Annotated in this window: 23 protein-coding genes; 22 read left to right on the forward strand and 1 reads right to left on the reverse strand. The window is 54.8% G+C overall.

Annotated features, from left to right (window positions below; all coding sequences use genetic code 11):
- Positions 1-6 precede the first annotated feature (6 nt).
- The 20 genes from ADH66_RS06270 (at position 7) to ADH66_RS06360 (ending at position 17581) form a co-directional block, all read left to right on the forward strand.
- Entirely contained in the window at positions 7-753 is a 747-nt protein-coding gene (locus ADH66_RS06270) for a hypothetical protein (protein WP_066534275.1), read from the forward strand.
- A complete protein-coding gene (locus ADH66_RS20900) occupies positions 734-1840 on the forward strand; it encodes a P-loop NTPase family protein (protein ID WP_066534274.1) in 1107 nt (368 codons plus the stop codon). Before ADH66_RS06270 ends, ADH66_RS20900 begins: the two co-directional genes overlap by 20 nt.
- Positions 1825-2610 carry an AAA family ATPase gene (locus ADH66_RS20905; RefSeq protein ID WP_236757205.1) on the forward strand — a complete coding sequence of 262 codons (786 nt, stop codon included), beginning with the start codon at positions 1825-1827 and terminating at the stop codon, positions 2608-2610. Before ADH66_RS20900 ends, ADH66_RS20905 begins: the two co-directional genes overlap by 16 nt.
- Positions 2607-3167 (forward strand): helix-turn-helix domain-containing protein, encoded by a 561-nt coding sequence (locus ADH66_RS06280; protein ID WP_207653041.1) that lies wholly within the window; start codon positions 2607-2609, stop codon positions 3165-3167. Before ADH66_RS20905 ends, ADH66_RS06280 begins: the two co-directional genes overlap by 4 nt.
- A gap of 2 nt (positions 3168-3169) precedes the next feature.
- Complete coding sequence (locus tag ADH66_RS06285; RefSeq protein ID WP_066534266.1) at positions 3170-3652, forward strand: hypothetical protein; 483 nt, start codon at positions 3170-3172, stop codon at positions 3650-3652.
- The gene (locus tag ADH66_RS06290) at positions 3652-3873 is read left to right on the forward strand and encodes a hypothetical protein (RefSeq protein ID WP_066534264.1); all 222 of its coding nucleotides are present in this window, start codon (positions 3652-3654) and stop codon (positions 3871-3873) included. The genes ADH66_RS06285 and ADH66_RS06290 overlap by 1 nt, the downstream gene beginning before the upstream one ends.
- A gap of 61 nt (positions 3874-3934) precedes the next feature.
- Entirely contained in the window at positions 3935-6148 is a 2214-nt protein-coding gene (locus tag ADH66_RS06295; RefSeq protein ID WP_066534263.1) for a vWA domain-containing protein, read from the forward strand.
- Between the two features lie 75 nt (positions 6149-6223).
- Positions 6224-6802: a Uma2 family endonuclease gene (locus tag ADH66_RS06300; RefSeq protein WP_066534261.1), complete on the forward strand. Its 579-nt coding sequence runs from the start codon at positions 6224-6226 to the stop codon at positions 6800-6802.
- Positions 6803-6980: 178 nt separating this feature from the next.
- A complete protein-coding gene (locus tag ADH66_RS06305) occupies positions 6981-7358 on the forward strand; it encodes a helix-turn-helix domain-containing protein (RefSeq protein WP_066534260.1) in 378 nt (125 codons plus the stop codon).
- 296 nt (positions 7359-7654) lie between these two features.
- Positions 7655-8926 (forward strand): hypothetical protein, encoded by a 1272-nt coding sequence (locus ADH66_RS20910; RefSeq protein WP_066534255.1) that lies wholly within the window; start codon positions 7655-7657, stop codon positions 8924-8926.
- Positions 8815-10641 (forward strand): SF1B family DNA helicase RecD2, encoded by a 1827-nt coding sequence (recD2, locus tag ADH66_RS06315; protein WP_236757236.1) that lies wholly within the window; start codon positions 8815-8817, stop codon positions 10639-10641. Before ADH66_RS20910 ends, recD2 begins: the two co-directional genes overlap by 112 nt.
- 12 nt (positions 10642-10653) lie before the next feature.
- Entirely contained in the window at positions 10654-11121 is a 468-nt protein-coding gene (locus ADH66_RS06320) for a hypothetical protein (RefSeq protein ID WP_066534245.1), read from the forward strand.
- Positions 11108-11782 (forward strand): hypothetical protein, encoded by a 675-nt coding sequence (locus tag ADH66_RS06325; protein ID WP_066534243.1) that lies wholly within the window; start codon positions 11108-11110, stop codon positions 11780-11782. The genes ADH66_RS06320 and ADH66_RS06325 overlap by 14 nt, the downstream gene beginning before the upstream one ends.
- A gap of 21 nt (positions 11783-11803) precedes the next feature.
- Complete coding sequence (locus ADH66_RS06330; protein WP_066534241.1) at positions 11804-12865, forward strand: DUF3854 domain-containing protein; 1062 nt, start codon at positions 11804-11806, stop codon at positions 12863-12865.
- Between the two features lie 121 nt (positions 12866-12986).
- Positions 12987-13904 (forward strand): ParM/StbA family protein, encoded by a 918-nt coding sequence (locus ADH66_RS06335; protein ID WP_066534239.1) that lies wholly within the window; start codon positions 12987-12989, stop codon positions 13902-13904.
- Between the two features lie 4 nt (positions 13905-13908).
- Positions 13909-14256: a hypothetical protein gene (locus ADH66_RS06340; RefSeq protein WP_066534238.1), complete on the forward strand. Its 348-nt coding sequence runs from the start codon at positions 13909-13911 to the stop codon at positions 14254-14256.
- A 310-nt stretch (positions 14257-14566) separates the two neighbouring features.
- Positions 14567-14956, forward strand: coding sequence for a sigma-70 family RNA polymerase sigma factor (locus ADH66_RS06345; RefSeq protein ID WP_066534236.1), 390 nt, complete (start codon positions 14567-14569; stop codon positions 14954-14956).
- A complete protein-coding gene (locus ADH66_RS06350; RefSeq protein WP_066534235.1) occupies positions 14953-15144 on the forward strand; it encodes a helix-turn-helix domain-containing protein in 192 nt (63 codons plus the stop codon). Before ADH66_RS06345 ends, ADH66_RS06350 begins: the two co-directional genes overlap by 4 nt.
- Before the next feature lie 401 nt (positions 15145-15545).
- Positions 15546-15842 (forward strand): hypothetical protein, encoded by a 297-nt coding sequence (locus tag ADH66_RS06355; protein ID WP_088364383.1) that lies wholly within the window; start codon positions 15546-15548, stop codon positions 15840-15842.
- Between the two features lie 71 nt (positions 15843-15913).
- Positions 15914-17581, forward strand: a complete 1668-nt coding sequence (locus tag ADH66_RS06360) for a recombinase family protein (protein ID WP_066534231.1) — start codon at positions 15914-15916, stop codon at positions 17579-17581.
- Between the two features lie 77 nt (positions 17582-17658).
- Here ADH66_RS06360 and ADH66_RS06365 read toward each other — a convergent pair whose 3' ends face one another.
- Positions 17659-18060: a hypothetical protein gene (locus ADH66_RS06365; protein ID WP_066534230.1), complete on the reverse strand. Its 402-nt coding sequence runs from the start codon at positions 18058-18060 to the stop codon at positions 17659-17661.
- A gap of 147 nt (positions 18061-18207) precedes the next feature.
- Between ADH66_RS06365 and ADH66_RS06370 the strand changes: the two genes are divergently transcribed.
- Both ADH66_RS06370 and ADH66_RS06375 read left to right on the forward strand, forming a co-directional pair.
- Positions 18208-20691, forward strand: coding sequence for a transglycosylase domain-containing protein (locus tag ADH66_RS06370; protein ID WP_066534224.1), 2484 nt, complete (start codon positions 18208-18210; stop codon positions 20689-20691).
- A 42-nt stretch (positions 20692-20733) separates the two neighbouring features.
- Complete coding sequence (locus ADH66_RS06375) at positions 20734-21981, forward strand: homoserine dehydrogenase (protein WP_066534221.1); 1248 nt, start codon at positions 20734-20736, stop codon at positions 21979-21981.
- Positions 21982-21991 lie beyond the last annotated feature (10 nt).

Below are 21991 nucleotides of genomic sequence, written 5' to 3' on the forward strand. Positions count from 1 at the left end.
CCTGCCATGCAGGAGACAAAACGAAGCCCGTTTCTGGATTCGCTCAAAATCGTTGGCCTGGCAATCATGGCCTGCTTTGTGTGCCGGTTCTGGCCCATGGCGATTTTCCTAATCATCTATGGTTTGGCTGTCATCGTGCGTACGTTGGTGAAGTCCCGGAAAACAAAACCTGTCCAGCTTGCGCCGTTCATACCGGCAGAACCAATCCCGGCCCCCACGCCCACCCAGCGCGACCTGGAAAACTTGGCGTTCTCCATGATTTGCGGTCGAATAACCGAGCTGGTAGCCCGGGACTATCCCACCGCCCGCTGGGTATGGGAGTTTCCCTCGGCTCAGAAGCTGATCATGGAGGGCCACGAGGTGTACATCCTCCTCAACCGGGCCGGAGGTTACCGCCGGGCACAGGTGCTGTACCAAAACCTGCAGGTGACCGGCCTGAAGTACGAGGGCATTACCGTCGCTCCCGTTGAGCCACCTGCCGCTCCTGAGCCGGAAGAAACCGAACCGGACAACTACTCCCTCCTGGCCTTCCAGTGGGTGGACGCGCACCTGTCCGACCTGAGTTCCAGGTGTGATGAAGCCCGGAAAAATGGCCTTTCCCACCTGCTGGTGCCGGAAACAGAACTGCCTGTAGCCCAGAGCTGGCAGGACATCTGCACTGAGCTGGCCCGCGCCGGGTACAGAACACAGGTGCTCGCCGAGGGCATAAAAATCACGATAGGAGTTGATGAAAATGAGCGCAGCCCTGAATAATCTATTCAATTTTGGCCGCCCGTTGCCGCCGCCCTTTAGTGCTGTCACCAACAGGAAAGTCCCGGTGGCCTCCAAGTACGGCGACGGCAAGCAGGCGACCCTCTGCTGCACGGTCATCAAGGCGCTGAACGCTGTATGCGCCTGCATGAACGGCTCCGGCGAGGGCGCGGTGGGCGTGATAGACCACCGCTCGGTAGCGGAGTACAAGTCATCCATGGGCCCGGACGCCTACCATCTGACGGTCTTTGACAGCGGCACTGGCTCCATTATGGCTACTGTTTATGACAAAAACACAGAGCTCATCGAGAACTATGTGCTGAAGACTACCGACCGTGACGGCGCAGCCGTGGTGATGGCCATGTTCCCATTCCTTAACCGGGACGAGGAATTTGAGCAGAAATTCAACGAATATTTCGACCAGTACGCGGCGGGGTTTCCTGACGTGCCTGCCGCCACAAACACTATGGCTATCCTCTGCGACAATGTGTATCGCCGGGTCAAGGACGAGACTTGCGATGCCCACATCAAAGTGACTCTGGATAAATCCGGCAACCTGATGCGGGTCACCCAGGGACACCTCGACTCCGGCGCGTTCACCCCAACGGACGTGATTGCGGGCGAGTTCACCATCTTCGCCAAGACCGGGCGGGCGACTGTCAAAAAGGCAAGCGCCGTGATAGAGCATAGCGATTTTGTGGGCAAGTATGCACTGCACACAAGAGCACTCAGCCCCCAGGAACAGGCGCTTGTCCCGGCGCTGCCGGAGTGGTACATCATTCCCTGTGAGGTGGTAGACATCTGCAAGCACGCCCAGGCCACCACAGAAAAATCTGCTCCCATGAGGAACTTCATCCTGCGCGGCCCCGCCGGGACAGGCAAGACAATGGGCGCGAAGGCCATCGCCGCCGGGCTGCGCCTGCCGTACATGAAGTACACCTGCTCTGCCAACACGGAGATCTTCGACTTCGTGGGCATGATTTTTCCCGATTCCGAGGGTGGCTCCACCGGGGACGCCCAGTTGGATAAGGAGAAAGAGCAGCTTGAGAGCATGGCGGCATCACCTACGCGAACGTGGCTAAAATCATGAATCTGCCCGGCTTGGACGACATGGATTACGACCCCGCAGGGGTATACCAGGCGCTGACGGGACTGGAAAAAGAGGACGCTACTTCTCAGGAGTGCATGGCTGTTGTCATGGAGCGGGTGACCGCAAAAGTACAGGCTTTGACAAAGCGTACAGAGGAGAACCAATCTAGCGGTCAGACCTACCGCTATGTGGACACGGACTTCATCAAGGCTTTGCGCTACGGCTACGTCATCGAGATTCAGGAGCCTTCTACCATCGCCCAGCCGGGCGTGCTAGTGGGCCTGAACTCCCTGTTGGAGCAATCAGGCACGATTACCCTGCCCACTGGCGAAATTATCCAGCGCCACCCGGATGCTGTTGTGGTGGTCACCACTAACACCAGCTACGAGGGGTGCCGGGGAATGAACCAGTCTGTGCTCGACCGCATGAGCTTGGTGCGGGACGTGGAACTGCCGACCCCGGAGGTCATGGTGCAGAGAGCTATGTCCGTTACCGGCGCTACCGACGAGTACCAGGTAGGGCAGATGGTGCAGGTGGTCAACGATTTAGCGGAGTATTGCCGCAAAAACAGCATTTCGGATGGCAGTTACGGTATGCGCAGCCTTATCGACTGGATCACCAGCGCGGAAATTACCGGCGATGTGTACCAGTCGGCGCTGTACACCGTCATAAGCAAGGCAACCGCCGATGAAATTGACCGTGAAGCGCTAATAAGCGCTGTGCTGGAGCCGATGTTTGGCCCCAAAAGAAAAAACAGCATAAAGGAGTGAAAATCGTGATTGTTATAAATCAAAATTGTTATCAGCCAATGCGGGAGGCCCGTATTGAGCAGGGCTTGACCCAGCGGGAACTGGGGCAGAGAACCGGCATCCCCTACTACACCATCCAGGCGTATGAGCGGGGCCGTCATAACCCACCGGCTAAGCGTTTGCGTACCTTGGCAGAGGTGCTGGGGCTTGAGGTGGAGGACTATCCTCTGCCGCCCATGCGCACTACTGCAAGCGAACGCAACCAGCTTCTGGAAAAGTACATGGACTTGCCCGGATATATCATCCGGCAGAACTGGACGCTGGTGCTCGCAACCGGCTTGGATGTGGAGGATGTCAGGCAAGAACTTCTGCTCCGGGGATTGCAGGCCATAGAGACCTATGACCCAAGCGCCGGAGCTAGTCTGCGGACGCACCTCAACATCGCCATGCAGTACCACCTCATGAAGTTGGCCCGGAAAGCGTCATCCAGAGGAATGACCGATGTGCCTCGCGGGGTTCGTGTCACATTCTGCTCGGTGGAGGCTATGTGCGAGTATGGCTTTGAACTGGAGGGTTGAATATGCACATAACAGAGCTGCAAACGCCGTATATTGGACGGAAAATTATCGTATACGGTTCAGGCAAGAACGCCAACAGGCCGGTACCCCACTGGCGTGAGGTACAGCAGGTTTCCGGCCCTCTTTACAAGGGACGGGAGGCGGTAAACAAGTATGGGGAGCTGAAATGTGACTTATACCTGCTATACGATGAAGTCCCCGTAGGATTGCGCTATATCAAAAATCAGCACATTGATGACAGAGTTACGACAGAGTACCTTCTGGGCCTGCTGCAAAGCGAAAACTTGGCTTCCCTGTCCGGCTATCTTGATAATCTGAGAGAGGACATGGAAAACTCCAGGTGGGTCGGGCTGGCGGATATCGAATTTGTAAAACAGTTCGATGAACCTTTGGCCCAAAAGTTAGCCTTGCACAGGCAAAACCGTTTGGAGCTGTGGGAGCAAGCCCGACGTAGAAATGAGAAGGAAGGTCAGGTAAAAAGGTGATGGCACGCAAGGGCAAGCTAAACGGCACGGTGATGACCCGGAGGGAGTTTGTTTTCAATCTTCTTCAAGAGGGGCTCGTTCCAGTTTGCTTCACCAATGGGCGCTCAAATCAGTACCGCCTTTATGACAATACCAACCGGATCTGGTATATTGTCACCAAAACCGAACACGACTTTGCCAAGTATCTGCTTGACTCAGGCAAAATAGTATCACAGGAATAATGGGAGCGGCCAGGCGGTAAGTCTGGCCCTTCTCCTATCATGATTATATTGGAGGCCAAAAATGGCAAGAGTAAACCACAAGCTGGTAAAAAAGCTGCTCAACGAAAAACGCAGCAAGATAACCGACCGGCAGTTCTTCACCAGCCGGGTGTTGGCGGGACACTTTGAGGACATGGCCGCCGCCCAGACCCGGCGCTACAAGTACGACCGGCGGGTAAGGGTGCTGCTTAGCTGGAAGCCAAAGGACGGCAGTGTCGCTTATACTGACAATCAGACCATTCACATCAACGCCGGCTATCCGCTGGTGACCAAAACCAAGGGCCGGAAGAACCGGTATCATCTGGTGTGCGGTCTGTTCGCTCACGAGTTGGGCCATGTGCTGTACACTGATTTTTTGCAGCCCCAGACCCAGACAAACTATATGGAGCGCGGTCTTTGGTACCCGGAGCCGCCTACCCTGCACACGGCGGAGGACTTTGCCAATGAGAAAGCCATGTGGGCATATCTCAAGGCTGACCCCAAGAATCTGGAGGCTGTAAAGGAGGTTTCGCACCATATCTCCAACGTGCTGGAGGACGGCTACATTGAGAACCGTATGCTCAATGACTTCCCCGGCACACTGGGCTTTGGGCTTAGTGTCGTGCGCCAAAAAATGTGGGAGGAGATGGGCACTGTCACCGACCTGAAGCAATACGAGGGAGACGGCTCGTGCCACATTTTCCAGAGCATCTTAGAGGTCATGCTGTCCTACGTGAAGTACGGCGAGATAAAATACGGTGATGAAGAACTGGACGATATACGCATCCAGACCACCTTCGACCTTATCAACGAGCTTGACCGCTCGGTAACCGACCCAGACCCCAAGACCCGGTTACGCACCGTAAATCTGATCCTTGTTCGCTGCTGGGAGCATATCCAAGACTACTGCGAACGACTCAAGGCGGCGAAGGCGGTGGCTGAGTCCATGTCGGACGCAGTAAAAAAGAGCCTAGGCGGAATGCCCGGCACGACTACCGCTGGGACAGGCGGTGCGCCTGTTCCAGGAGCAGGTAGCTCTGCGGGCGCTTCCGCGACGGCGGCAAGCCGCGCTAAGACCCATGAGGACGCTGAGGCAGGCAATGATGAAGATTCCGAAAACAGCGAAAATAACTCTACAGAGGAAAAGCCTGCCCAGTCCGGCGAAGATTTACCGCCCATAATGGGTTCCGTGCCCAAGCCCAAGAAGCAGGACACTACGGATTCCGAGGGTGGGCGCATCCCCTACCACCAGACCAGCTCTCTGTCTGAGCCAGTGGGCGGCACTACCGAGTACAACGCCGACTACGAGCGGGAGCAGTACGACAAGGCCGCGTCAGACATTGACCGTATGCTGGACAAAATGGCTGAGCACTCCGCCTGTGAGCAGCTGGAAAATGAGCGCTTATCCGAGCTGAACGAGATGGCGAACAGCATCTCCTACGGTGATATCCACCAGGGCGTGAACATCAAAATCAACCGTATTTCCAGCGTAGATACTGACCTCATGGAGCAGTACGACGCTGTTGCTCCCCGGCTGGTGACTATTTCCAAGCAGCTCCAGCGGAGCATCCAGAAGGAGCTCAAAGAGCACCGTCAAGGTGGTAAGCAGACCGGACTGGTCATGGGCAGAAGACTCGATACCCATGCTCTGTGCCGGAACGATGGAAAGGTATTTTACAAGAACGCTCTGCCAAATGAGATACCCGAGCTTGCGGTGGGCCTGCTGGTGGACGAGTCCGGCTCTATGTGCTCCGGTGACCGATGTACCTATGCACGGGCTGCTGCCATTATCCTGCACGATTTCTGTGACAGCCTGGATATTCCTGTTATGGTCTACGGCCATTCTACCGGCTGGGACTCGGTCGAGCTGTATTCCTATGCTGAGTTCGATGGATTTGACAGCGATGACCGCTACCGACTCATGGACATCGGCGCAAGGGGTAGCAATCGGGATGGGGCGGCTCTGCGATATGTGGCGGAGCGGCTTTCTAAGCGCCCGGAAGCAGTGAAGCTGCTGATTCTGGTTTCAGACGGTCAGCCCGCTGACGATGGTTACAGCGGTACTGCCGCTGAGGAAGATTTGCGGGGCATTAAGCAGGAGTACCAGCGCAAGGGCATCATCTTTGTGGCGGCTGCTATTGGGAATGATAAGCCAAGTATTCAGCGGATTTATGGTGACTCGTTCCTGGATATTACGGATTTGGAGCAGCTACCGGGGAAGTTGACGGCGGTTGTGAAAAGGCATATCAGGATTTAGGATGAAGGTATCTGTTGATTTTCTGATGGTACTGCGGTATAATATAACCATATAAACGGCAGAGGAGGATCGCAAATGACTACCCCCATCGCACAGGAAAAAGCCCATGAGCCATACACCTATGCGGATTATCTCAAATGGGACTCCCCGGAGCGTTACGAGTTAATCGATGGAGAGGCTGTGCTTTTGGCCGCGCCGTCTACCTCACATCAGTTAGTTTCAGCGGAACTTATGCGGCAGTTGGCGAATTTTTTAGAAGGTAAAAACTGTAAAGCGATCGCGGCCCCTTTTGATGTGCGACTGTTTGAAGAAGCTGGCTCACCTGAGGATGTAGACACAGTAGTTCAGCCCGACATCTCGGTAGTCTGCGACAAGTCCAAGCTGGACGAGCGCGGGTGTAAGGGCGCGCCGGAGATGGTGATTGAGATCATCTCCCCCGGCAGTCTTCGGCACGACCGGCTGGTGAAGTTCAATTTGTACCAACGGGCCGGAATAGGCGAGCTTTGGCTGGTGGACCCGGCTGGCGGTTCGATTGAGGTCTTTCTGCTGAGGGACGGTTTCCTGCTCCCCCACGAGGTCTATACTATAAAAGATATTGCCAAGGTGAACACATTGGATGGCTGCTTTATTGAGGTCGGAAAAGTGTTCGCATAAATTGAAAAGCGGTTTCTTATGCTATCAACGACACTGGTTATACCAGTGTCGTTCTTTTTACGAAAAAAGATTTTCTCAAATACGCCTTAAAGGTGTATCAATCAACTCTAACGTGATGGAGCAATTTCACTAAAGCGGGTATACAAAGCCTAAAAGGTGAATCTAACAGGAGAGCAGTATGACGGATAAAAAGTTTGGAAACCGATTCAAGGAGTGTAGAGAGAGTTTAAGACTGACCCAGGAAGATTTGGCGGATATGATTGGGATATCTGTACAGTACATCTCCTATGTTGAGAGAGGCAAAAGATATCCTCGTTATGACAAAATGATTTTATTGCTGGATGCGCTGGAGATTTCGGCGGACGAAGTGTTCTGTGATGTTGTTAAAAAGTCCATGGACCATCGTTCTTCCTACTTGAGTGATAAACTGGCTTCCCTCCCGGCAACTGAAAAGAATGATATTTTGGATTTGCTTGAGCATTTAATCAAGCAAGCGACAAAACGCGCAGAGAGAAATGAATCGCTAAAAGAGATTGACAATCCCCCAAAAACCTGATAAAATAGCATTACAGTATCAGGTTCCCAAAACGGACAGAGTATCAGAGTTACAGAGTGTCATTTGTGTTTGCCGTGTGCAGACATGGATGGCACTTTTTGTTTTCCTGAAGCTTATATCCCGCGACGCATATGCTGGAATATAGCACAACCGTAGCGCGTTGCTTTGCGCGACCCCGCGAATTGGGTCAGAGCATTTATGCTCTTCGTCACGCTTGTCGGGCCGATACTGGCAAAAGGCAGCAGTCGAAAAGACCGCTGCCTTTTTGCATTTCATCAAAGAAAGGGAGTATCAAAATGTCAACCTGCCAAGACAAATTCTTCACCACGTTCCCGGATTTCCCCGCCATGCTGGGCTACCACGAGAACCAAACCAAGGAGAGCCAATGGGAGCGCCGCCGGGTCAAAGACCTTCGCCTGGAGCCCCTGGACACCAACGCCCCGCTCTATAGCGACCTCTCATCCTTTGCCCCCGGCATCAGCCGTGAGGCAGTGGAGGACACCGCCCACAATCTGGGCCTCGCCATGAAGATGGACAGCGGCTACTACCCCGTCCGGGACACGGCCTACAAGAGCCTGCTGGGCCGGGCAAAAATCAATGGCACGGCCCTGCCCAAGCTCAAGAGGGACAAGCTGGCCGACGTGCTCAACGCCTGCATGACCCTGTTCGGCGACGAGGCGCTATTGCTTATCCGTGACGAGAAGGTGTCGGCAGTTCACTCCGGCGGTGAGAGCGACTATGCTGTGCTGCCGGTGGATGAACTGCTCCTGACCCTCAAAGGAAAGCTGGACGCACGTTTCCCGGGCAACAACTTTGTGGACGGCTACTGCGACCACTCCATAGTCAGCGCCTCCTGGGAAATGCCCAACCAGAAAGATGACCTGCTGGGCACTTACGCCAAGCTGTTGGCGGCCCAGGGGAAGACCAGCCTTGCGGCAAAGCTCACGCCGGGTATCCGTTTTATGACCTCGGACACCGGTACAGCCTCGGCAAAGGTCTCCGCCCTGCTCATGGGCAGTCAGTACCCCATCCACATCGGCGAGTGCGTAGCCGTAGACCACCGCAAAGGCCACAAAGTCTCAGACTTCGAGAGCGCTCTTGACCAGGTTTTCGCCCAGTTCGGCGACCTGGTGGGCAAGCTGCAGAAGCTCCTGGAGGTGGAGTTGGATTATCCCATCAACGCCATGACCAGGGTTTGTAAAAAACTCAGCCTGCCCAAGAAAGCCGCTGTTGAGGCCATTGCCATGTACGAGATGGCTCTGGGCGGCAACACGGCCACGGCGCACGATGTGTACTTCGCCATGCAGGAGATACCCTTTATCCTCAAGACCCAGGGCGCTCCCGAGAGTAAAATTCTGTCTGTTGAGGAAAATATGGCCCGGGCCCTTACCTTGCGCTGGTCTGACTATGACCTGGCAAGGGTATCGGGCAGAAAACTGCCGAGAAAATCTACGACCTGTTCGGTGTTAAGGCTCTTGATATCCTTGATTCTGAGCCGGAAAAGCTGCTGCAAATCAAAGGAATCACTGAAAAGAAACTGCAGAAAATCCGTGAGTCCTACCTCATGAACCGGGGTGCCCGAGACATCATTGCGTTCCTCGCGCCCCACGGTATCACGCCCCGGCAGGCTCTGAAATTCTACGAGGAGTATGCCGAGCACACCATGGACACGGTGAAGAATCACCCTTACCGGCTGTGCGAGCTGTCCGGCGTTGGCTTTCTGACGGCTGATAAAATCGCGGCAAGTATGGGCTTTGACCGGCTTTCCACCGAGAGGGTAGACGAAGGACTCCTTTGCACCCTGACCGAGGCCGAGGGCTGCGGGCATCTCTGCTTGGAAAAGCACGTTTTCCTAAAGGCAGCCCTCAAGCTGCTGGACGCGCCCAACCTTACCGCTCAGATGGCGGCGAACCGTGCGGCGCGGCTGGTGGAGAGTGGGCAGCTCACCACCTACGACCAATATGTGTACCGCACCAAGACCGCCCATGCTGAGAACCACTTGGCTCGGAGAATCCAGCAGTTTTTGCAGACCAAAATAACGGGCTGCACCAATTTGGAAACTGAGTTGGACAGCGCTGAAAAGCGCTTGAATCTCCGTTTTGCCCCGGAACAGCGGCAAGCTGTAAAAATGGCCCTTACCCAAGGTTTGTCCGTCATAACCGGCGGCCCCGGCACAGGCAAAACCATGATTCAAAAAGCAATTCTGGACATCTACCACCGTCAGAACCCTGACGCTACAATCTGCTGCTGTGCTCCCACTGGGCGCGCTGCCCGCCGCATGGAGCAGGCCACCGGTCACCCGGCCTCAACGATACACAAGGCCCTGAACCTCGTGGCCGACGAAGACGGCAATTTCAACGACCCCGAGCTCCTGGACGCCAACCTTGTCCTGGTGGACGAGGTGTCCATGCTGGACGTGTACCTTGCGGGCTATCTGCTGGACGCGATAAGCCTGGGCGCACAGGTTGTGCTCATTGGTGACGCAGACCAGCTACCCTCAGTAGGCCCCGGCGCGGTGCTCAGCGAGATTATTGCCAGCGGCAAGGTGCCTGTGGCGAGACTCGATAAGGTGTTCCGTCAGCAGGCTGGGAGCCGTATTGCGGTCAACGCGAAGGCTATCCGTCAGGGTGTGCGCAATCTGGAGTTCGGCGAGGATTTCCAGTTCGTGGAGTCTCCTGATATTGAAACTTCGGCTGATAAGGTGGTGGAGTTGTACCTGCAAGAGGTCAAAAAATACGGCCTTGACAACGTGGCCCTGCTCACGCCCTACCGCAAAAAGACGGCGACCGGAGCCAATGCCCTCAACCTCCGTTTGCGCGACCTGGTGAACCCGCCCGCGCCCGGCAAGCCCGAGGCCACTCATGGAAAGAGAGTCTTCCGTCTGGACGACAGAGTTATGCAGACGAAGAATCTGGGCGAGGTAAATAATGGCGATGTAGGATACATCACCGATATTTTCCGTGACACTGACGGTATCACCATCCGGGTCAACTTTGGCGACGGACGCGAGGTGGAGTACGACACTGACCAGTTGTCTATGCTGGACTTGGGCTACGCCTCTACCGTCCACAAATCCCAAGGTTCGGAGTATCAGTCGGTCATCGTCAACCTGCAAAAAACGCACTACATCATGCTGACCCGCCCGTTGGTCTACACGGCCATCACCCGGGGCAAGTCCAGGGTGATTTTGGTGGGAGAGAAGCAGGCGTTGTATATCGCTATCAGCCGGACGGACACTGAAAAACGTGGCACCTGCCTCGCAAAACGTATCAGAAATTCATAAAGGAGAGTCAAAATGAGCATTCTCACAGTATGCAGAGAAAAGCAGACAGAGTACAACTCCAAGATTGCCAAACACACAATTCAGCCCAGGGAGAACCTTGCCCTGCAGGAGCTGAACTACCGCATTTGCGTGCTGGAGACCTTCCAGGCTTTCTCCAAAAGCGCCCCCATGGGCATGAAGGTGGATGACCTGAGCTACCACTACCAGCTGGTGGACGCCTACATCAAGTCCGTGCTCAGCGAGCGGCAGTTCGGTGCCAAAACCGACGCCGACGGCAAGAAGCGCCGTGAAACCGCCCACCAGTCTCTTGAAAAGGTGGTGCAGACTGGGCGAAAGCAATTCTCCAGTTTTTCGCCCAGTAAGCCCGAGCAGTACAGCCAGACCGTCGGCAAATACATCAACACGCTGCTCCCGGTCTGGATGCAGTACCGCGATACCTATATCAACTTGCAGGAGGTTTTGAAAAGTGGACAACAGTAACATTTTGAATAAAATCAACGCCGTGGAGGGTTTCGACCCGACACCCTATGCGGTGGATTACACCGACCTCAACACCGGAGAGACCCGCAAGCGTCTGCCCGTCATGGCGCAAATTGCCTGGTTTCGTCTAAAATACCCGGAGGGCCGCATTTCTGTGCAGGCAACTCCCGGCAAAGATTGCTTTGTGGCGACCGCCCGGGTGTACCCCAGCTACAAAGATCCGGCAGAGTACTTTCTGGCAGAGGCTACGGCCTCCCGGGGCTACCTTGAGGACAAACCTTCCGTTTCGCCCAGAGAGTGGGCACAGACCGCGGCAGTGGGTATCGCGCTGAGAAATGCCGGCTTTGGCCTACAGTTCTCTATGGCTGGGGACGAGTTCCCGGACACGGTTTCCGAGGGTGTTACGACAACTAATATGCCAGCGCCCACCGAGCCCTATGCCGTCGAGGAGCCTGCTCCCCGCGAACTGACTCAGGAGGAAAAGCTGGAGCAGGCCATGAAAGTGCCTTGCCCTATCACCAAGTTCAAGGGCAAGACCTTGGGCGAGGTTCTTCAGCTTGACCCCGGAGCCATAAAGTGGGTTGCCGAGAAGTTTCCCGCTACGGAGAAAGTCGGAGCAGCCGCACAGTTCATCAGGGACTTTGCCCTGCAATCCGCATAAAGAGCATAAGGAGTGAAGCGCATGGAACGGATCCGCATGACGGACGTGGTATCCCTGCTGGGCCTGCCCCAGCCCTCGGCTGGACGGATCTCCTGCTATGTTCGCTGCCCCTGCTGTGATGGTGAGCGGGATAAGCACCTGAATATCAACTTCAAGAAAGAGGTGTTTCGGTGCGCAAAATGCGGGGTGTCAGGCGGTATCTTCGACCTGTACTCCCTTTTCACCAGCACCGACCGTGATAGGGTGTGGCGGGAGCTGGCGGAGCGGCTGCGCTTGAACGAGCGGCCCATGCGGGCAGAATCGAGAGATTATCAACAACCAGTTGAAACTCCTATCGCCGATATTTCTATGCGCCACCGCACCTACTCCGCGCTCCTCTCTGTCCTGGGACTGGCGAACGCCCACCGTGACAACCTCCACAACCGCGGACTTAGTGACCGTGATATAGCCCAGCTGGACTACAAGTCTATGCCGCTGTCAAACAACTCCGAGCTTGTCCATCGCGTACTGGAAACCGGCGCTGACCCGCAAGGCGTGCCGGGGTTCTTCCGCACAAAAGCCAGGTGGTGGTCGTTTGTACACCAGCGGTCGGGGATATTGATTCCCGTCCGAGATATGCGGGGCCGGATTCAAGGGTTACAGCTCCGGCTGGACAACACCGAGAACCGTAAGTTCCGCTGGATATCCAGCGTGGAGCTTACCGGCGGCTGTTGTTCGCCAGCCTGGACGCACTTGGCTGGGAAACCAGGCAAGATGATAGTTCTAACCGAGGGCCCCATGAAGGCCGATGTGATTCATGCCCTCTCCGGGCTGACCGTTTTGGCGGTGCCGGGGGTGAACGCCTTGCAAAGGCTGGAAGAAGCTCTTACCGAACTACGAAAACAGGGCGTCAGGGAAATCAAGACGGCCTTTGATATGGACTATGTTACCAACTGCTATGTGCAGAGCGCCTACGAGAAGTTAATGGCCCTGCTGGGCCGGATGGGGTTCCGGTATGGCACCTATGTCTGGGATCCACGATACAAGGGGTTGGATGACTTTATCTGGGCCCGGCTGAAAGCAGATCTGGATAGAAATAGTTGACGAACGAGGGGTGACGCGCTGCGTTGCCCCTTTGCTTTTGAAAAAATATTGCGTATTTCAGTTGTAAATGCGCACAGTAATGGGTGTGATCCCTGCAAATGAAACTCAGGAGGTACTTACAATGTTGATCGCCATCGACCACGGCAACTATGCCATTAAAACGCCCCGCTTCACTTTTGTGTCCGGTCTCACCGAGCACTCTGTCAAGCCGCCCATGACCGACGAGATTCTGGAATACGCCGGCAAATTCTGGACGCTGACAAGCCACCGCCTGCCCTACATGAGGGACAAAACCCAGGACGAGCGGTTCTTCATCCTGACCTTGTTTGCTATCGCCAAGGAGTTGGAGCGCAAGGGACAGTATTCCCCGGTTGAGCGCGTCCAGCTTGCGGTAGGCTTGCCGCCGGAGCATTACGGCGGGCTGAAAGAGAAGTTTGCCTCATACTTCAAGCGCTCTGCGCCCGTGCGGTTCTCTTACCGGGACAAGCCATACGCCATTCAAATCGACCATGTGATGGTGTTTCCCCAGGCTTTCGCGGCGGTGGTGCCCAAGAGTGATATGGTGCTAAATACTTCACGTTTGTTCATCATCGACATTGGCGGATACACCACGGATGTGCTGCTCCTGCAAAACGGTAAGCCGGATTTGCAGTTCTGCCGCTCCCTGGAAACCGGCGTCATCACCATGAACAACGAGGTCATCCGCAAGGTCAGCTCTCAGTATGATATGAAGATTGACGACGAGCACATTGCCAACGTCCTACAGGGCAAGGAGAAATATCTGTCCGATGAAGTCCGGGAAGTAATCTACACTGCCGCGAAACTCCATGCCAACGATATTCTGAACCAGCTTCGGGAGCTTCAGGTTGACCTTCGCTCCAACCCTGCTATCTTCATCGGCGGGGGCAGCATCCTCCTTCAGCCTTACCTGAGTGAATCACCGCTGGCAGGCAAGGCGGAGTTTATCGACTCGCCCAATGCCAACGCTGTGGGGTATGAGATGCTCGGGGAGAAACAGTTGGCCCGATTGAGGGGGTAATCTTATGCGCAAGAATGGAAAGTACCGTTTTTCGTTGCAATTTCCGGCTGAAACCGAGGAGCAGATACAGGCCGGTGAACTGCTGGAGCGGTTAGGCAATCGAAAAAGCGCGGTCGTGGTGGCGGCGCTGGGGGAGTATTTGGCAGCTCACCCGGCACTGCTTAGCCCGGAGTGCAGGGTGGAAATCAAGGCGGTGCAGAGCCTATCACAGAATTTTCTTGAGGAGATGGTCCGTAATGTGCTGAAAGAACAGCTCGAGGCTGTTCATGAAGATGGGAGTGATACTGGAGATGACGTAGATTTTAATGGCAATATAACAGAAATGTTGGATAATATAGAGGCATTTCAGTAAATTAAACATTTTTGACATAACTCATCCTAAAACGATTACAATACATCTTTACAACTATTTTAATGGGGAGGTAAAAATGGTAGAATTATAATGCGGTTAAAAAAATAAGCGTCAGACGATATGTTGGCAAGTTGTTCAGCATATTGGCAGACATCTTTCCTGACCGCTCGCAAAAGGCTGTTCTACAGAAATGTAGCCCGGCCTTTTTGTCTTTTCAAATCATTTTGTCCAGGCATACCATTCAGGTGTGTCTGGATTTTTCGTTCCGCACTTTGCCCTGCTGGTGTGCCCTGGAAGAAAGGAGCGCACCATGTGCGGCAAAGAACAGGAACGGGACGAGTTGAGGGCTAGGTTTACTAAGTGGATGGAGGTGACTGTTTACAGGGCGAGGTTAAATTACCTAAAAGAGCAAAGCCGTAGAGTGGATACGGTTCCCCTGGAGGAAGCTCCTATGGACAAGTTAAGCTGCCAGGATATGCCAACCGGTGAGTCTTTCGATTTTGCGGAGGAGCATCTCGCGGAAGCGTTTGCCCAGCTGCCTGCCGCAAAAAAGAGGATAATAACTATGCTGTTCCTTTTGGATATGTTGCCAGAGGAAATCGCAGGAGAATTGGGTTGCACAGTACAGTACGTTTATAAGCAGAAGTCCCTGGCAATAAAGAGGCTCCGCGAGGCACTGGAAGGCGGTGACGCGCATTGAACGCCATCGAATTTCGTACTACGCTTACGGCGGCGGTAAATGGGAACAATGATGCCCTCGCCAATATAATCGAGTTATATATACCTCTGATAAACAGCAGAAGTTATGTGGATGGGGAGCTGGACGAAGACTTGCGTCAGTATATCCTGCTGCACATTATCAAAAATATTTCAAAATTTTCTCTCTGAGAGGGAAGATTTCCGAAATCTGAGTTGTTTTTATAGGATGAAAGGCAATTTCCCCATGCCACGAACCTTGACAACTTCACAGTCTGACCCGGTACATATCCCTGCGAGAGAGCGGCTATCCACCTATCTGGAAAGTAGGCCAAGAGTACATATGGCATGGCGGCACTATGCCAACGCGAAGACCCTGCAAAGGATATGGGAGAACCGACCACTCCGCTGTCCGCCAGCTACGGACGCCGGCGAAGATATTTCATTCGCACTTGACATGAGAACCAATATATGCTACTATATATGTATAGTTTCAAGGCTTTTGGATAAAGCAAAGTTGAAGAGTTTCAAAGTGTCATTTGTGTCTGTATAGGCATAAATGACTTTTTTTGTGCTCAAAAATGCGCATAATTTTGAAGGCTGCAGCAGAGAACCAGTGGAAAAACAATCAGATTTTGGCTAACGTCATGGTATATTATGACATTCGCTATGAAAAACTAAAAATGATGTCCTCTGTCAGAAAGGAGAATAACTGTACATTGAAAGATAACCCTAAGCACTCAAGTGATTCCCGCAATCAACACAAAGGAAAGCAGACAGCCGATGCAGTTGTTCGCAAAATCTGGCTGAATTACTTCAACGACTACTTGTACCAGCACAATCTGATAACAGAAGAGGAGAGGCAAAAGCTGCGCCGTATGATCGGTTAGGCTCTTGCCTTTTCGATTTCTTTCTGTTATACTATAATCATGATATAACGAACTGAACGGAGGTGCGAGATATGGATATCCATACCATCCGCCAACAGTTGAAGACAAGGCCCATCTACGACCTGCCCCTGCGAGTCACCTTCTACGCCCGGGTATCCAGCGAAAAGGACGAGCAGCTGAACTCCCTGGGGAACCAAATCGCCTATTACCAGGAGCTCATCCGCAAAAATCCCGCCTGGGAATATGTGGAGGGCTACATCGACGAGGGCCTTTCCGCTGCCACCACCAAGAACCGAGAGAACTTTCACCGCATGGTGGAGGACGGCAGAGCGGGGGTTTTTGACTTCATCATCACAAAGGAGATCAGCCGGTTTGCCAGAAATACCCTGGACTCTATCAGCTATACCCGAGAACTGCTGAACGCTGGAGTTGGCGTATTCTTCCAGAACGACAACATCAACACCCTGGACGAGGACAGCGAGCTGCGCCTGACCATCATGTCCGGCATTGCCCAAGACGAGCTGCGTAAGCTCAGCAGCCGGGTAAAGTTCGGTCATGCCCAGGCTATAAAAAACAGTGTGGTGCTGGGCAACAGCCGCATTTTCGGCTATATAAAAGATGGCGGTCGGCTGGTGATAGATGAAGACGAAGCCCGGATGGTCCAAGAGCTTTTTGAACTCTACGCCACAGGTGAGCACAGCATGAAGCAGATCGAGACCATTTTCTGGGAGAAGGGCTACCGCAACCACAACGGCAACCGCATCGCACACACTACCATGTCGGGGATAATATCAAATCCCAAATACAAGGGCTACTATGTGGGCAACAAGGTGAAGGTGGTGGACCTGTTCACCAAGAAACAGAAGTTCCTCCCGCCAGAGGAGTGGGTCATGTTCAAGGACGAGACAGGGGAGATAGTGCCCGCTATCGTGGACGAGGAGCTTTGGGAGCAGGCAAACCAAGTCCTCCACAAGCGCAGCGAGGACGTAAAGAACCGCCAGGGCATTTGCAACCACGCCAACCTCCTGACCGGCAAGCTCATTTGTACCCATTGCGGCGTGGCTTACTACCGTCGGGATTCTGTCAGCCGGGACGGAAAGAAGAACAGCAAGTGGGTCTGCTCCGGTAAAATAAAGAACGGCGCGGATGCCTGCCCTTCCTTTGCGATCTATGAGGAGGAAATAAAACCTCTGCTTTTCCAGGTGTTCAGCAAGACAGAGGCAGATGCCGAGGCTCTCGTTGAGGAATATGTAGAGGTGTACAAGTCCTTGCAGGACGATGGGGACACGGCCCGGCAGATAGAAGATATGAGAAAAAGGATCGAGCTGGCCCAAAAGAAGAAGTCCAAGCTGCTGGGTTTCAACGCGATGGGTGAGCTGTCTGACCGGGACTTCCTTGCAATGAACAAGGCCTGCGACCAGGAGATCAGCGAGGCTGAGAAACAGATTTATGAGTTAGAGCAGAGCCAGCTCTCCCGAGGTGAGCTGAAAAAGCATATTGACACCATCCGCCGGGTGCTCCACGAGGCCAAGAGGGACGCAGCGGAGGGTATCATCAACAAGGAGTTTGTGGATAAGTACATCGACAAGATATATGTGACCCCGGAGGAGGGCCGGATGCTTCTGCAAATCAAGATATTTACTGGGGAGACCACGGACAAGTACCTTCAGAATCTCAGAGGTCGTGCGGGTCACACGTTCAAGAAGATGATCGAGAGCTACGAGAAGGGCCTGAAGTAAGCGAAGTCCTCAAGCCAAAGAAGGAGCGCTCTGCCGGGGTTAAACCGGCAGGGCGCTCCTTTCACGCGGGAGAGGATTTAGTCAAAATCCTCAAGGATCTCCTTGGCGTGGGAGAGGTCCCTGGCCCAAATACCGTCGCGCAGGAGCTTGATGTCCTCCTCGGGCAGCAGATACACCTCCGTGTGCTTTGTGAGCACCGGCACGGATTTGCCCGGCTGGAACACCCCTATGCCGCCACGGTAAATTGTGACAAGAAATTTATCCTCCGCCTTACTTTCTTCAGTTTCGCTGTTTTCTTGACTTGGGGCGGGCTTTGGGGTATAATATACCGTGGCGGGGTTTTCAGGCGGGCTTTCCGGCTCCCCAGAAACAGCCAACCCGCTGCGCCGCAGCGTGAGCATGACGGCCGAGAGCAAAAGGGCGATTACCGTGACTATCAGCAGGATTATGGTCAGGGTCTTATAGCGTCTGTATGTCATATCCGTCGCCTTCCTTTACAAGCTTGAGATACGCCTATTCTGCCACGTATGCCCGCATTTTATGCCAGTATTTGGACAAGCTATCAAAATAATTAACATAATTTTCAAGAAGAAACGGAACATTCCGCGAACATGGAGGGACAGCCTATGAGAAGAGAAGACATCAACAAGTATACCACCACGTCTGTGAGCGTGCCCAGCCAGCATACGGAGGGGGAGTTCACCAAGTCCGCCGGGGCCACTGTGGCCACCATGTGCGGCATGATATGGAAGGTGTTTAAGACCGTGTTCTGGATAGCGGCCATTACGGGACTTTTGGTCTTTTTCTCCGTGGCCTCTTACATCCTGAGCTTCCGAAACGCCGAGCCGCCGGATATCAACGTGGGCAACCTGAACTACTCCAGCGAGATATACCTGATGGACAAGGACGGCAACGCCACGGAGTACCTGCCCCTGTACCGCAACGAGAACCGGGTGTGGATGTCCCTTTCCGATATCCCCCTGCAAATGCAGACCGCCCAGATATGCATCGAGGACCACCGCTTTTACCAGCACCACGGCGTGGACTGGAGGGGCACCGCGGGGGCCGTCCTGCACCTGATGACCGGCCAGCCCGGCCGCGGCGGCTCCACCCTGACGCAGCAGCTGATAAAAAACATCACCGGCGAGAACCAGGTGAGCATTATGCGCAAGGTGACGGAGATATTTACCGCCCTTAACATGGAGAAGGACAAGTATACAAAGGCCCAGATACTGGAGGCGTACCTGAATATCGTCAACTACGGCGGCATCTGCCAGGGGGTGGAATCCGCCGCCCAGTGCTATTTTGAAAAGAGCATAACCGAGTGCTCCCTGGCCGAGTGCGCCCTTATTGCGGGCATAACCCAGAATCCCTATCAGTTTAACCCTCTTATATTCCCGGAGGAGAGCAAGGAAAAGGCCGAGACAGTCCTTGACCGTATGCTGGAGCTTTCGGAGTCTGAGGAGTTTGACGCCGAGCATTTGCAGCGCATCACCCGCGCGGAATATAACGAGGCCATAGCGGAGCTTGAGAGCATGGATTTTATAGGCGCGGACATCGACGAGGAGGACGACGACGCCGACCTGGATTTGGGAAAGTGGAACTGGTACATTGATTACCTCTTTAATCAGGTGAAGGAGGACCTGATGGACAAGTACGGCTACTCCGAGGAGTATGCCGAGACCGTCATGTATAACGGCGGCCTTTCCATCTACTGCGCCATGGATTATGAGATGCAGAGCGCCGTCGAGCGGCTGTTTCTGACAAACACAGATATGCTGCCCGCCGACGACGATATTGACACGGGCCTTTTCGTCATGGACCCCTATACCGGCCGGGTGCTGGTGACTGTAGGCAGCAGGTACGAGCGCAACGGCGCGCTGCTCTACAGCAACGCTACCCAGGCCATGCGCCCCTGCGGCTCGTCCATGAAGACAGTGAGCCCATATCCTCTGGGCATAGAGAACGGCACAATAACCTACGGCACGCTGCTGAAGAACCAGCCCCTGGCGGACTGGAACGGCATAGGCGGCGAGCCCGGGCCCGCCAACTGGAACGGCAGGTATACCGACTATATGTGCGTGGACACTGCCATAGAGATGTCCATGAACGCCCCGGCGGCCCAGCTGTGCACCACCCTTACCCCCGAGGCCTGCTATGAGTGGCTGACGGAGAAGCTGCACTTTTCCACCCTTACCGTCGACGTGGACGCCCACAGCCGCTCGGCCATGGCCCTGGGCACCCAGTATTGGGGCGTTACCGTTGCGGACATGACGGCGGGCTATCAGATTTTTGCCAACGGCGGCGTGTACCACAAGCCGGCCACCTACTATTATGTACAGGACCATAACGGCAGCGTTATCCTGGACAATAGGGACGGAATGGAGAACGGCGAGCGGGTCATGCGCGAGGAGAGCGCCACCATCATGAATAAGCTTTTGCATAAGCCCATATACTACGCCAACTCCACCGGCGGCTACCTTGCGGATATGCCCATGGAGGTCTTCGGCAAGACCGGCACCACAGACGACGACTATGACCTGTACTTCGTGGGGGGCACACCCTTCTGCGTGGCGGGGGTCTGGAACGGCTATACCTACTCCAGAGAGCTGGGGGACGGGAGCATGTCCATGCGCATTTGGAAGACGGTGATGAACTATCTCTATGAGAATTACGACTGGGGCGACAGGAACTGGATCCTAAGCGATAACGTCCAGCAGCTGGCCTTCTGCCGCAGCAGCGGAAAGCTGGCCGGGCCTAGCTGCTTTGACACGGCCACCGGCTGGTATGAGTCGGGTAACGCCCCGGGCACCTGTAACGGCGGTTCGGACCATATTACAGGACCTTCGCCCTCGCCCTCGGCTTTGCCGTCCGCGGCGCCGTCGGTGGTCCCCTCGGTATCGCCCAGCGCTTCTCCCAGTACCGACCCCAGCGCCGGTCCCACAGATACGCCAGTAACCCCGGACCCGCCGCCCAGCTTCGACCCCACGCCCTCTGACCAGCCCACTCAGGAGCCGACACAGGAACCTACCCAGGAGCCCACTCAAGAGCCCACGCAGGCCCCAACGGACGATCCCCCGCCGGACCACACACCGGACGTACCGGAATAGACAGTTATAACAGCATAAAATATATTTTGGGAAGTGAGAAACATGGCAGACATCGCGGTATTGGGCCACGGAGTGGTAGGCTCCGGCGTGCTGGAGGTGCTTTTGACCCATACACAGAGCATTACCCGCCGGGCCAAGGAGGAGATAAGGGTAAAGCATATCCTGGACCTCAGGGAGTTCCCGGAGCTCCCATACGCAGGCAGCTTTACAAAGGATTTCAAGGTTATACTGGAGGACCCGGAGGTCACCATAGTGGTGGAGTGCATGGGGGGACTTGAGCCGGCATACACCTTCGTGCGAAAGTGCCTTGAAAACGGCAAGTCCGTGGTGACCTCCAACAAGGAGCTGGTGGCCGCCAAGGGCGCGGAGCTGCTGGCCCTGGCCCAGAAGAACAACCTCAATTTCCTTTTCGAGGCCAGCGTCGGCGGCGGCATACCCATTATCCGGCCCATCAGCCAGTGCCTTGCGGCTAACGAGGTGGGAGAGATAGCGGGTATCCTCAACGGCACCACCAACTTTATTTTGACGAAGATGATAAGAGAGCATATGGGCTTTGAGGAGGCCTTAAAGCTGGCCCAGGAGCTGGGCTATGCCGAGCGGGACCCCTCCGCCGACGTAGAGGGCGCGGACGCCTGCCGGAAGATATGTATTCTGGCGAGCCTGGCCTTTGGCACCCATGTGTACCCCGAGGAGGTGCACACCGAGGGCATTACGAAGATAACCCTGGAGGACGTGGCCTATGCCGACGCCTGGGGCGGGGTGATAAAGCTTATCGGACAGGTGAGTATGCTGGAAAACGGCCATATAGCCATCATGGTGGCCCCCATGCTTATCAGCCGGGAAAGCCAGCTTGCCAACGTGGACGACGTGTTCAACGGCATTGTGGTCCGGGGGGACGCCACCGGCGACGTGATGTTTTACGGCAAGGGAGCCGGGAAGCTTCCCACGGCCAGCGCCGTCGTGGCGGACGTTATCGACTGCGTAAAGCATATGAAAGCGAGAAAATACCTGTTCTGGGAGGAGGCGAGGCCAGACTATATCGAGCCCTTCGAGAGCATTAAAGGGGACTTCTTCCTGAGGATCCAGGGAGACTGCTCCTCTGACGAGACTTTTGCCAAAGCGGCAGAGGCCTTGCCCGGCGCGGCGCGGATAGTCCGCAGGGAGGAGGCCAAGGGAGAAGCGGGGGTCACCGTGGAGAACATAAGCGAAGCCGGGATAAGGGAGCGCCTTCTGCGGCTTGAGGAGAGCGGCGTAAGGGTCCTGGACCGCATCAGGATTTCGGACTTTTAAGGGGGCAGGA

The organism is Acutalibacter muris (assembly GCF_002201475.1).
GTDB classification, from domain to species: domain Bacteria; phylum Bacillota; class Clostridia; order Oscillospirales; family Acutalibacteraceae; genus Acutalibacter; species Acutalibacter muris.

Bases quoted from the DNA above. Each gene is read 5' to 3' on its own strand.
- ADH66_RS06270 (WP_066534275.1), top strand. From the start codon at position 7: ATGCAGGAGACAAAACGAAGCCCGTTTCTGGATTCGCTCAAAATCGTT.
- ADH66_RS20900 (WP_066534274.1), top strand. From the start codon at position 734: ATGAGCGCAGCCCTGAATAATCTATTCAATTTTGGCCGCCCGTTGCCG.
- ADH66_RS06285 (WP_066534266.1), top strand. From the start codon at position 3,170: ATGCACATAACAGAGCTGCAAACGCCGTATATTGGACGGAAAATTATC.
- ADH66_RS06290 (WP_066534264.1), top strand. From the start codon at position 3,652: ATGGCACGCAAGGGCAAGCTAAACGGCACGGTGATGACCCGGAGGGAG.
- ADH66_RS06295 (WP_066534263.1), top strand. From the start codon at position 3,935: ATGGCAAGAGTAAACCACAAGCTGGTAAAAAAGCTGCTCAACGAAAAA.
- ADH66_RS06300 (WP_066534261.1), top strand. From the start codon at position 6,224: ATGACTACCCCCATCGCACAGGAAAAAGCCCATGAGCCATACACCTAT.
- ADH66_RS06305 (WP_066534260.1), top strand. From the start codon at position 6,981: ATGACGGATAAAAAGTTTGGAAACCGATTCAAGGAGTGTAGAGAGAGT.
- ADH66_RS20910 (WP_066534255.1), top strand. From the start codon at position 7,655: ATGTCAACCTGCCAAGACAAATTCTTCACCACGTTCCCGGATTTCCCC.
- ADH66_RS06320 (WP_066534245.1), top strand. From the start codon at position 10,654: ATGAGCATTCTCACAGTATGCAGAGAAAAGCAGACAGAGTACAACTCC.
- ADH66_RS06330 (WP_066534241.1), top strand. From the start codon at position 11,804: ATGGAACGGATCCGCATGACGGACGTGGTATCCCTGCTGGGCCTGCCC.
- ADH66_RS06335 (WP_066534239.1), top strand. From the start codon at position 12,987: ATGTTGATCGCCATCGACCACGGCAACTATGCCATTAAAACGCCCCGC.
- ADH66_RS06340 (WP_066534238.1), top strand. From the start codon at position 13,909: ATGCGCAAGAATGGAAAGTACCGTTTTTCGTTGCAATTTCCGGCTGAA.
- ADH66_RS06345 (WP_066534236.1), top strand. From the start codon at position 14,567: ATGTGCGGCAAAGAACAGGAACGGGACGAGTTGAGGGCTAGGTTTACT.
- ADH66_RS06360 (WP_066534231.1), top strand. From the start codon at position 15,914: ATGGATATCCATACCATCCGCCAACAGTTGAAGACAAGGCCCATCTAC.
- ADH66_RS06365 (WP_066534230.1), bottom strand. From the start codon at position 18,060: ATGACATACAGACGCTATAAGACCCTGACCATAATCCTGCTGATAGTC.
- ADH66_RS06370 (WP_066534224.1), top strand. From the start codon at position 18,208: ATGAGAAGAGAAGACATCAACAAGTATACCACCACGTCTGTGAGCGTG.
- ADH66_RS06375 (WP_066534221.1), top strand. From the start codon at position 20,734: ATGGCAGACATCGCGGTATTGGGCCACGGAGTGGTAGGCTCCGGCGTG.